Origin of the sequence: Oceanispirochaeta sp. (assembly GCF_027859075.1) — a bacterium.
Lineage (GTDB): Bacteria > Spirochaetota > Spirochaetia > DSM-2461 > DSM-2461 > Oceanispirochaeta.
Genome location: NZ_JAQIBL010000006.1, coordinates 1 through 11,053, shown reverse-complemented (window position 1 = coordinate 11,053; position 11,053 = coordinate 1). Strand labels below are relative to the sequence as shown.

Here is an 11,053-nt window from a genome sequence, read left to right as displayed (position 1 = left end):
TGGCCAGAATCAGTCCGAAAACTCGGGCTTTACTGATTTTCTCACCTAGAACAATACGCTGCAGGAATACCGTCGGTGCAGGATACAGGGCTGTGATCACGACGGCAGTCACCATGAACCCTGTCCTGGTTGCCAGCAGGTAAAAAATATTGGCGCTCATATCCAGAGCTCCCGCAAGAACAGCCTTTCCGCGGCTTGCTTTTTCGAGCACCAGGGGAAGACGGCGCAGAGCCGTTACTGATAAGAATATAGGGACCGTCGCTGCCCGGGCAGCCACAAGGGGCCACATGCCCGAGTGGTCTCCCGTCTGGGCAATGAGAATAAAAAAGCCGCTGAAACCAACACCCGCCAGAAACCCATACTGGAGAGACTTCAGAACATGGTCTTTCTTCTCATCCTCTTCTGTTGATAGCAGAATGATAGCCGGCAATGCCAGGGCAATCCCGGTCCATGTCACGAGTCCTGGTCTTTCACCGCTGAAAACGGCAAAGAAGACAGGGAGGGTCGCACCGGTCAGGGCGGCAACAGGGGACACCACCGATGCCAGGCCCGAGGCCAGCCCCCGGTACAAAAAGCCTACTCCCCCGGCTCCTGCCAGTCCGGCAGCTATTCCCCAGAGAATATCTGAGAATTCTGCTGAGCTGGCTCCCATCAGGGGCGCAGTCATCAGGGCGACCAGGAAGCCTACGCCCTGAGACCAGGCGACAACCGTTGTGGCAGGGCTTTTCCGGGATGCCAGGCCTCCGAAAAAATCGGCGGAACCGTATGTTAATGCAGAAAGTGAGGCGAAGAATGTGACCATGAGGGACATTGTACTTTGAACCGCGAGGGCTGTCAGCCCCGGGGATAAAACATCTCAGGGGATAGAGCTTCTATCCCCCGGGACATCTGTTAAATCAGATTTGGCAGAAAGAGCACGACTGCGGGAATATAGGTTACCACCAGAAGAACCAGTATCTGTGCGATGATAAAGGGCCATATTTCTTTCATAAAATCGACCACAGGTACTTTGGTAATGGAACAGGTGGTAAACATCATTGAACCGAAGGGGGGTGTGATCCCGCCTATCATTATATTGACAATTAAGACCAGACCAAAGTGAACAACATCAATCCCCATGGTTTTGATGACAGGAACCAGGAGAGGAGCCACAATGATCAATACAGCTCCGCCTTCCAGGAACATTCCTAAAAAAAGAAGAAACACATTGATGATAATCAGCATCAACCAGGGAGAACCTGAAAAAGTCATAAGGGACTGGGTGAGGAGATAAGGAATACGTTCCCAGCTCATATACTGACCGAAAACAGAGGCTGATACAATAATAAGGATAACAGAACTTGTGGTGTAAACTGTATTCATCAAAATGAGAGGAAAGTGTTTCCATTTGAGATTTTTGTAAAAAAAACACCTACAATCGTACAGAAGAGAACCGCAATTGCACCGGCTTCGGTGGGTGTGAAAATCCCGAATCGGATTCCCATGATGATCCCGGAGGGGAGCAGGAGAGCCCAGATGGATTCTTTCAGCTGGATTAAAATATCCCGGGGAGGAGACATTTTTTCCCTGCTGGGCAGGTATCCCCTTTTTTTGCATCTGACACTCCTATTAGATTGAAATGACTTTAAAAGGGGATCTCAGTCATTCCATCTTCTGACTGCTGTTATTCGGCCTTACTCCTCCAGAGCTTTGGTCTGGAGGACATTGATACCCAGATCTTCAAAATCCTGAATATAGTCCTTGTCCAGAAACCAGTCGGTGATCAATGTATTAATGCGGCTTGTAGGAGCAGTCACATAGTCTGAGACCAGGCCGATCTTGCGATGATCCGCTACGATAATGACTTCTCCTCTGGTCCTGTTGATCATCAGTCTGCTTGTTTCAGCTGCATGCTGCATGGGTGTCGTCAATCCGGATAGACAGCTGATGCCATGAACACCGATTATAGCTTTATTGGCATTCACCTGATTGAGAATATCGTTCGTAAATCCGCCGTAAAATGAATTAGACTGGGGATGATACAGTCCTCCGGCCAGAATCAGCTCAATATCAGGGTTTTGAATCTGACCGATACAGCCGGGATTTGTCGTTACAATTTTTACGTTCTTTTTGTTTATATATCTGAAAATATGGTAGGTCGTGGATCCGCCGTTGATGAAAACAGTATCACCGTCATTGATCAGTTCTGCCGCGAGCCGGGCAATAGAGTCTTTATTTTCCACTTCCTCATCGGAACGGCTGCTGTAATTGACCTCTTTGAATATCCGTTTGGTAGAGATGGCCCCGCCATGAGTTCTTTCGAGAGAATCTTTTTTTTCAAGGAGTGCCAAATCCCTTCGGATTGTAATTTCCGAGACATTCAGAAGTTTGCTCAAATCCAGGACTCTGACGTGACCGTCTCTCTGAATGAGTTCAATAATCCTTTTCTGCCTGATTTTCTGTGATTGCAGCTGCTTTGACTGATCGTTATCTTTCATATGTCCAGTATATTCTGCCTGTCTCATGGACGCAATATTTAGAATCTACAAATAATGATTGATTTCGATCACGAAGTGGCTCTATAATGTTCGAACATGTTCATTTTGACGGACTTGGATGTCTGATTGGGAGATTCGATGGTTGATAATCTGATTGACGCTATGGAAGAGGCAATTGTTGCCCTTAAGAATAAGTCGCTCCGGAAAGTGACACTTCTTCACCACAATGATACCGATGGATTAAGTTCGGGGACAATCCTGCTCAACACTTTTCAGCAAATAGGCTATGGGGTCTCACGATTCTCATTGGAGAAGCCCTATCCCCAGGTTCTTGAAAAAATTTTGAAAGAGAAAGGGCAAATTATTATCTTTGCAGACTTTGCCGGAAAGATTGCCCCTCTTATTTCTGCAATAAATAATGGGAATAATCTTGTCATCATCCTTGATCATCATCCTGCGGAAAAAGTAGATGATGAGTCGGTATTCAATCTGGATGGAGAGTTGTATGGGTTAAAAGGAGACCGGGACATCTCCGCTTCAACCACCTGCTATTTATTTGCCGAGGACATTATACGCCGCTGAGGACAAAATGGGGGTGCCGGTTCCCATCTGGCTGTTCTGGGGGCCATCGGAGATGGATTCCTTGTTGACGGATGCCTCTCCGGGGTCAACCGGGAGGTTTTGAATACTGCTGTTAAGACAGGATCAATTCAGGTCAGGAAAAATGAAGATGGCGAAGAATACGGCATAAAACTGGGAGACAAATTATATCCTGCCTTAGAAGTCTGCAATGTCCTGGATACTGTAGGGGGAGTGGGGTACTACAGCGATGGATCTTCCAGAGGTATTGATATATGCCAAAGGGGAATTAATAAGGATATTGCGGAATTCGCTCAGCAGCTTCTGATAAAAAAGCAGGATATCTTTGAAAAGGAAATTGAAAATCTTAAAATTAACATTCCTACGACAGAGCACCTGCAGTGGTTCAATGTTGAAAACCGTTTTCAGCCCATGGGTGTTAAAATGATCGGAGTCTTCTGCTCCTATATCAAGGAGATGGGGTTTCTGGATCAAACCAAATATCTGGCGGGGTTTCAGATAGTTCCTGATATGGTTCCAGGATTCGGGCCTATCGAATTTAACGGGACAAAAATTTCCATGAGGGTCTCAGAGGCTCTGACCTAAAAAAAACGTTCTGGTCTTATCCCGGGATTAAACAGTTTTCTTCCCGAAGCGACTTCCATACTGGGGGGATTTTCAGATGCCTGTCATAGCCTTTCGGCCGCAACGACTGTAAAAATTGGACAAGAAGCTCTGCTTATTGCTGAGGTAGAGAAAATATTAAAAAAAAGGATGGGGAAGCATGAATAAAGGAACAGGATTTGGAAAAACAATTTTAATTGGAGATCAGTTTGTCTTATGGGAGGTTCCGGCGATTCTTGCTGCCATTCCCTTTGAAACAGAATGTACTGTAGAGCGTCTTGGATCAGGCTCAGGCTGGACCCTTGTGGACAATCGAATTGAAGTTCCCGGATATAAAAAAGCCAAAGAAAAGGACTGCCTTGCATCCTTTGACAGAATGGTTGAGGTCATGGGGCTGGATCTGGAGAAAAATCCCATAAAGATTACTGTTGGAGGAGATCTGCTTGCGGGTAGCGGAGTCGGAGCCAGTGCGGCCATCTGTGTCTCTTTTGCCAGGGCCTGTAATAAGGAATTTGCACTGAATATGGATGTTCTTGATATCAATCATGTCGCCTGGGAAGGAGAGTTTGGATACCATGGTTTACCCAGCGGTTTGGATAATACAGTTTCAACCTATGGCGGCGTCATTCAATACAGAATAAAGAAAGGGGTTAAACAGTTTGAACGAATAACACTTTCTCAGCCTGTTGAAATTGTACTGGGCAATAGCGGGGTCACTGCTAATACGGCCTCCCTGAAAGGTTTTTTAGAACAACAGGAAAGTGAAAATGCTGAACTGTTTAATAGGCGGCTCAATACAATAAAATTCCAGGTGGAAGAATTAGGACAGGCTCTCTCCGCTGAAGACCTCAGAGAAACGGGACAGATTATGAACGAAAACCATAAGATACTGATTGAAATGGGTCTCTCTCATGAAAAACTGATTTCATTGTGTGATCTGGCCAATTCTCTTGGAGCCTATGGGGCCAAGGTGACCGGTGGAGGCCGGGGTGGATATATGGTTGCCCTCACACCTGGAAAAGAACTTCAGGAAAAAGTAGCCGCCGCTTTTGAGGCAAAGGGAATCGCGACAATCAGAGCTACAATCGGCGGAACACCAACAGATGACAGTTCTTTTCAGATATTAAAATAGTACTATAGATTTATAGGATTTATACTGGCAGTATAGTTTTTTCTACATAAGGATAACTATGCTGCTTTTTTTGGAGTATAAATTATTCTATAGGAGTTGATTCATGAGTATCGGGAATCTATTTTCCCTCACCAGGGGACCGATTCGGGATTATTTAGCAGGCCAAGGTATTAGGATTGCCAATCGATCCTCATCGGCCATAACTGTTCTGGAAACTTCCCCGCTAGTGGCCGGTCTTCTGCCCATCACCAACCATATCATTGGTCATTCTACTTATATAACCAATCGATTATGCCGGATTTACTAATGCACCAGTTCCATCCGCTCCTGCGGGAGTGGTTTGTATCAAAGTACAGGAAGCCCACAGACATCCAGGAAAGAGGCTGGAAGGAAATAGCCTCAGGATCTCATGTTCTGATGACTGCCCCCACAGGGAGCGGGAAAACCCTTGCCGCATTTTTATGGTCTCTGAATCAGCTCATCCTCGGAGAGTGGCCTTCCGGGATGGTCCGCATTCTGTACATCTCCCCCTTAAAGGCCCTCAATAATGATATCCGGCGGAACCTGAGAGAGCCACTGAAAGATCTGAAGGCTTATTTTGAAGAGAGATCTGTTCCCTTTCCCGATATCCATGTTCTAACCAGAAGCGGGGATACCAGCAGTTCGGACAGACAGAAAATGATGCGGCGCCCTCCGGAAATCCTGATTACCACTCCCGAAAGTCTGAATATACTGCTCACCTCCGGAGCCGCCGGGAAGATTCTTGCCGGGCTTTCAGTTGTTATTCTGGATGAAATTCACGCTGTTGCCGCCAATAAACGAGGGGTCCATCTTATTTCTGCCATTGAAAGACTGACTCTGATTAACGGCGAGTTTCAGAGGATAGGACTCTCCGCCACAGTGCATCCCCTGTCTCTTGTGGCCTCACTTCTCGGCGGATTTTATCCGAGAGATCATAAGGACGAGGCTTTGCGGGCCAGGCGTGTCAAAATCATCCCGTCGGATATTCAAAAGCAGTATGAAATCAATGTCAGTTTTCCTGAAAACCCTGAGGGTGAGGATTCTCACTGGCCTGGGGTAATTGAACAGATCGTTCAGAGAATCAGGGTCAACAGATCAACATTGATCTTCAGTAACAGCAGAAGGCAGACCGAAAAAGTCACCCGTATGATCAACGAGTCGGTGGGTGAAATCCTTGCCTTTGCCCATCACGGTTCCCTCTCCCGGGAAATCCGTTATTTTGTAGAGCAGAAGATGAAGAAAGGAGAACTCAAAGCCATCGTTGCCACCAGTTCTCTTGAAATGGGAATCGACATCGGTGCTATTGATGAAGTGATCCTTATTTCAGCCCCCTTTTCGGTTTCCTCGGCAGTGCAGAGGATCGGACGGGGCGGGCACAATGTGGGAGATGTCAGCCGGACCACCCTGTTTCCGATGTTCGGGAATGACATGATCCGCTGTGCCGTCACGGCCAAAGCCGTATTGGACAGTGAAATAGAAGAGATGGAGGTTCCCGTCAATCCTCTGGATGTGCTGGCTCAGGTCCTGCTGTCCATGTGCTGTACAAGGGAGTGGCCCATCGATGAACTCTACCTTTTCATCACCAGTATTTACGTATGGCATACCCTGCCCCGGAATCATTTTGATCTGGTCCTGGAGATGCTCAACGGTCGTTACAGCGATACCCGAATAGGAGAGCTCAAACCGCGACTGAATATTGATAAGCTGGAGAATACCGTCCGGGCAAGAGACGGCGCCGAGCGTGTTCTCTACATGTCGGGAGGGACCATACCCGATCGGGGATATTATGAGCTGAGAATCCACGGTGAGGGTGCCAAAATCGGGGAATTGGACGAAGAGTTTGTATGGGAGCGTTCTCATGGCGATTTCTTCACCCTGGGCACCCAGACCTGGCGGATTGACAATATCAATGACCGCTCAGTGGAGGTCAGCCCTGCCGATTCGGGAGGAGCCATGAGCCCCTTCTGGAAGGCCGACCCCAATGGACGGGACTTCTTTTATTCGGGAAAAATCCTCGATCTTCTTCAATTCATCGAGACTGAACTGATGAAGCCCCGGGGGCAGGGGGAATCTGTTCTCACAGAGATCCTCAGCTCCTCTTATTCTCTGAAAGAAGATGCCGTATCCGCTCTGATCTCTTACATGAAAAGACAGAGAGAACACACGGGGGGAGCCCTGCCTCACCGGACTCATCTGCTCATTGAGCACTTTAATGATCCCCTGAACAGGACCGACTGCCATCAGATTATCCTTCACACTCTCTGGGGCGGGAAGATGAACTTTCCCTACAGTGAAGCCCTCTCTCAGGCCTGGGAAAACAAGCATGGATATCCCCTGCAGGTCTTCTGTGACGATGATGCCATTATCCTTGATCTGCCCCATGAGTTTGAGGTCAATGATGTTCTGTCTCTTGTCAGTGGCGATAATCTGGAAAAACTGCTCCGCCAGAGACTCGAATCCACCATGTTTTTCGGAGGACGATTCAGGCATAATGCTTCCAGAGCCCTTCTCCTTCCCAGAAAATCATTTAAACAGAGGACACCCCTGTGGCTCACCAGGCTCCGGTCAAAAAAGCTCCTTCAGGCCGTTAGCCCTTATGAGGACTTTCCCATTCTGACTGAGACATGGAGGTCCTGCCTCCATGATGATTTTGATTTGAAATCCCTCACTCAGGTCCTGGATGAGATCAGGGAAGGGGGAATTAAGGTCAGCGAAGTCATGACAAAAACTCCCTCTCCCTTTGCCTCAGGCATTGTTTATGATCATACCAATCAGAGGATGTATGAAGACGATACGCCCCTGGGAGGACAGTCCAATCTCAGGGAAGATCTGATCAAGGGGATTGTGCATGAGTCCGGTCTGAGACCCATGCTGTCCGGGGATCTTGTGGCGGAGTTTAATCAGAAACTCCAGAGGACCTATCCTGACTACTGCCCCCGGTCATCCGATGATCTTTACGACTGGGTGGAGGAGAGGATCTTTATTCCCTTAAGCCAGTGGCAGGAGATGAAAGACGCCCTGGCCCGGGATCTGCCGGAGGAATCAACAGCGATTCTCAGAGCGGTCGAGGAAAAACTCGTCTTTTGGGAGACTCCTCTGAGCCGGGAACCCCTTGTGATCTCCTCTCTTTATAAGAAGAAATACGGAGAGCCTGGATTCAGCAGAGAGATCGATTTCATCCTTCCCCGGTGGATCAGTTTTTCCGGGCCCGAATCCATTGAAACTCTGACCGCCCTCTACCCGGCGGAAGAAAAGGAGATCCTTCATTGTCTGGAAATCCTGAGGGAATCGGGGGATCTCATCATCGATGTCCTCACCGATAATGCTGAAGCAGATCAGTTCTGCATGGCCGAAAACCTGGAGATTCTCTTCCGCCTGAAAAGGAGAAAAGGCCGGAGTCAGTTCAAGGCCCTGCCTGTCAGAAAACTGCAGTTGTTTCTGGCCCAGCATCAATCATTGACGAAAGCCGGCACGGGAAAGGAAGATTTACAGGATGTCTTTGAGAAGCTGATCGCCTATGGTGCCAAACCGGCTCTCTGGGAAAGCGATTATTTCCCGTCCAGAATCCGGCCGTATTACAAGTCCTGGCTGGATACCCTTTTTCAGGAGAGCTCCCTACTCTGGTATGGCTGCGGGAAAGAGAAGATTGCCTTCTGTTTTGAGGATGAGCAGACCCTGTTTATCAAAAGAGGGACGTCTGATGATGAGATAGAGACTCTTCTTCCCGATAAAAGAGGAAGTTTCACTTTCTGGGACATCAAGGAACACAGTCAGAAAAACAGCAGTGCACTGGTGGCTTTTCTCTGGAAACAGTGCTGGGAGGGGCATCTTAGCAATGACCATTATGAGACGGTCCGGAGTGGAGTTCTGAATAAATTCAGCGCCGAATCCTTCAGGGATATGGAACAAAAAAGCGGAAGCCCGAGGATCAGCCGGGGCGGATTCAACAGGTGGAAGACTTCCAGGCCCCTGGAGGGGCGCTGGTTTCTGACCGAGTCCATCTCTGATGAGGAAGATCTTATCGAACAGGATGAACGCCTCAGGAACGGGGTCCGCCAGCTTTTTCTCCGGTATGGAGTTCTCTTCAGGCAGCTCCTTGAAAAAGAGACCCAGCCGATGAACTGGAACTCCCTTTTTCCGACTCTCCGCCTGATGGAACTCTCGGGGGAGTGCGTTTCGGGTTATTTTTTTGAAGAGATCCGGGGTATCCAGTTTGCCAGCTGGGAAGCTCTGCGGGAACTCTCTGAACCACTGGATGAAGAGGGAATGTACTGGATGAACTGCACCGACCCGGCCTCTCTGGCGGGAATCAAGGTCGATGCCCTGAAGGGAAATTATCCAACCAGGCTGGTAGGGAGCCATATGGTTTTCAGAGGAGAGAATCCCCTCCTTTTCTCCAAAAGGAACGGGAAGGAACTGGACTTCTTCCAGGATGAAAATTCACCTGATTCTCTGGAAGCCCTGAGCTTTTTCAAAATCCTTTTAAGCCGGGATTTCAAGCCTCTCAAATCGATTAAGGTAGAAACCGTGAATGGAATTGCTGTCGCAGAGAGCCCCTATAAAGATATTCTCAAAAAGGCCGGATTCCGGGACAATTACAGCGTCTATATACTCAGCGGAGTCATCAATGATTTCTCGGATCTCTAGACTTTTGCCAGGAGTTTACTGACTTCTTCGGGCCACAACTTTTCATCAATTGTTTCAAGAACAAGGGGAATGCCGTTGAAACGGGGATCTCCGGCAATCTGCTCAAAAGCCTCCCAGCCGATATTTCCCTGGCCCAGGCTGTGGTGCCGGTCCAGATGACTCTCAAAGGTCGACTTGGCATCATTCAAATGCATGCCTTTCAGAAAGTCAAAACCGATCAGTCGATCAAAGTCGGCCCAGGTTTTTGTCCTGGTTTCCTCAGTCCTCAGATCGTACCCCGCCGCAAAGAGGTGGCAGGTATCCAGGCACACGGCGACTCGGGACTGATCCTTCACACCCTCAATAATCCGGGCGATCTCTTCGAAGCGGCTGCCCATATTAGAACCCTGCCCGGCTGTATTCTCAATCAGAAGAACAGCCTGTTCCGTCTGATCTATGGTTATATTTATACTTTCGGCAATCCGGTCCAGGCAGTCTTTCGGCTCAATGGTCTTCAGATGACTTCCAGGGTGGAAGTTCAGATATTTTAAACCCAGCTGCTCCACCCTCTGCACCTCGTCCAGAAAGGCAGCCCTTGACTTCTCCAATTTCTCAATTTCGGGATGACCCAGGTTGATCAGATACGAATCATGAGGGAGCACGGCATCTGCCGTAAATCCACCCTCTTTCATATTGATTGTGAATTTCTGAATGCTTTCCTCAGTCAAAGGTTTGGCAACCCACTGTCTCTGGTTTTTTGTAAACATCCCGAAGCCGGTAGCCCCTGTTTTTAAGGCATTCAGGGGGGCATTTTCGACTCCTCCGGCGATGCTGACATGGGGACCGATATATTTTAAATTCCGACGATCCATTTTTACACCTGCCTCTCTTGAGTCTGATAATTACTGATGAAAAAAGCGGCCGACGGGAATCGAACCCGCTTCTCCAGCTTGGGAAGCTGGGGTAATACCAGTATACGACGGCCGCTTAGTGTATTGGTTTAATGTTAATCTCTGGCAGTCTTGGCGGTCAACAACAATCTCAATATTCTTTTTATTGTATACAGTTTCCCTCTTCCATTTATTTAAAATAATAGTCCTTGTCCAGGGATACCTAACATTGAGAATTCTCAGAAAAGCTAATGCTCTGTTCAAGAAGCCTGAATCTGAGAAGTCTGTAGGATAGAGGGTTTTAAAATCATCAGCTTTTCCAAATGTCAATAATTTCAGTCTTTTTAACAAAGTGGGAGGAGAGGGAATGGGACCGTGCCTTCACAAGGATCTCCCTCCCTGAGTCCTGATGGCTCGTCCTCTAATCTGATTGGACAGCATATAAGAACCCACAAATGTGGCCATGATGAGAGAATTGATTGCAGGACAGTCCCATCTCTCACCCAGGTCGCCGAGTCTACAGGCTTTGCCGATGTGAAGGCTTCCTTGACGGGGCACTGAATTATATTATTTCAAAAAAAGAATTTAAAATGCGGTAATATGAATGGTAAGAAGCGCCGGCGGTTGTCGTCAGCGCTTAAATAAAACCGTCTCCCGAATCCCTGAGGATGGCATATGGAATATAAAATGAAGTTTCTTAGTTC

At 47.9% G+C, this 11,053-nt stretch carries 8 protein-coding genes, 1 tRNA gene and 1 pseudogene; 5 read left to right on the top strand and 5 right to left on the bottom strand.

Translation table 11 applies throughout. From position 1 onward, the window contains the following. The 3 genes and pseudogenes from PF479_RS00700 to PF479_RS00690 form a co-directional block, all read right to left on the bottom strand. The coding region (locus tag PF479_RS00700; RefSeq protein WP_298001208.1) for an EamA family transporter at positions 1–802 on the bottom strand (802 nt) is incomplete at its 3' end. Positions 803–891: 89 nt separating this feature from the next. Continuing rightward, positions 892–1,559, bottom strand: a pseudogene (locus PF479_RS00695) (TRAP transporter large permease). A gap of 114 nt (positions 1,560–1,673) precedes the next feature. Continuing rightward, complete coding sequence (locus PF479_RS00690; RefSeq protein WP_298001207.1) at positions 1,674–2,477, bottom strand: DeoR/GlpR family DNA-binding transcription regulator; 804 nt, start codon at positions 2,475–2,477, stop codon at positions 1,674–1,676. A 138-nt stretch (positions 2,478–2,615) separates the two neighbouring features. Here PF479_RS00690 and PF479_RS00685 point away from each other — a divergent pair, with 138 nt between their 5' ends. The 4 genes from PF479_RS00685 to PF479_RS00670 all read left to right on the top strand — a co-directional run bounded on the left by PF479_RS00685 (position 2,616) and on the right by PF479_RS00670 (position 9,480). Beyond that, entirely contained in the window at positions 2,616–3,059 is a 444-nt protein-coding gene (locus tag PF479_RS00685) for a DHH family phosphoesterase (RefSeq protein WP_298001205.1), read from the top strand. Between the two features lie 99 nt (positions 3,060–3,158). Further along, a complete protein-coding gene (locus tag PF479_RS00680) occupies positions 3,159–3,662 on the top strand; it encodes a hypothetical protein (RefSeq protein WP_298001204.1) in 504 nt (167 codons plus the stop codon). 178 nt (positions 3,663–3,840) lie between these two features. Next, a complete protein-coding gene (mvk, locus tag PF479_RS00675; protein WP_298001202.1) occupies positions 3,841–4,812 on the top strand; it encodes a mevalonate kinase in 972 nt (323 codons plus the stop codon). A gap of 306 nt (positions 4,813–5,118) precedes the next feature. Next, a complete protein-coding gene (locus tag PF479_RS00670; RefSeq protein ID WP_298001200.1) occupies positions 5,119–9,480 on the top strand; it encodes a DEAD/DEAH box helicase in 4,362 nt (1,453 codons plus the stop codon). Here the strand turns inward: PF479_RS00670 and nfo are convergent. Together nfo and PF479_RS00660 are read right to left on the bottom strand one after the other, a co-directional pair. Beyond that, positions 9,477–10,331 carry a deoxyribonuclease IV gene (nfo, locus tag PF479_RS00665; protein WP_298001198.1) on the bottom strand — a complete coding sequence of 285 codons (855 nt, stop codon included), beginning with the start codon at positions 10,329–10,331 and terminating at the stop codon, positions 9,477–9,479. The genes PF479_RS00670 and nfo overlap by 4 nt on opposite strands. 44 nt (positions 10,332–10,375) lie before the next feature. Further along, positions 10,376–10,446: transfer RNA gene (locus PF479_RS00660), tRNA-Gly, on the bottom strand. A gap of 278 nt (positions 10,447–10,724) precedes the next feature. On the opposite strand from PF479_RS00660, the gene PF479_RS00655 reads away from it, so the two are divergent. Beyond that, positions 10,725–10,910 carry a hypothetical protein gene (locus tag PF479_RS00655; RefSeq protein WP_298001196.1) on the top strand — a complete coding sequence of 62 codons (186 nt, stop codon included), beginning with the start codon at positions 10,725–10,727 and terminating at the stop codon, positions 10,908–10,910. Positions 10,911–11,053 lie beyond the last annotated feature (143 nt).

Bases quoted from the DNA above. Each gene is read 5' to 3' on its own strand.
- PF479_RS00690 (WP_298001207.1), bottom strand. From the start codon at position 2,477: ATGAAAGATAACGATCAGTCAAAGCAGCTGCAATCACAGAAAATCAGG.
- PF479_RS00685 (WP_298001205.1), top strand. From the start codon at position 2,616: ATGGTTGATAATCTGATTGACGCTATGGAAGAGGCAATTGTTGCCCTT.
- mvk (WP_298001202.1), top strand. From the start codon at position 3,841: ATGAATAAAGGAACAGGATTTGGAAAAACAATTTTAATTGGAGATCAG.
- PF479_RS00670 (WP_298001200.1), top strand. From the start codon at position 5,119: ATGCACCAGTTCCATCCGCTCCTGCGGGAGTGGTTTGTATCAAAGTAC.
- nfo (WP_298001198.1), bottom strand. From the start codon at position 10,331: ATGGATCGTCGGAATTTAAAATATATCGGTCCCCATGTCAGCATCGCC.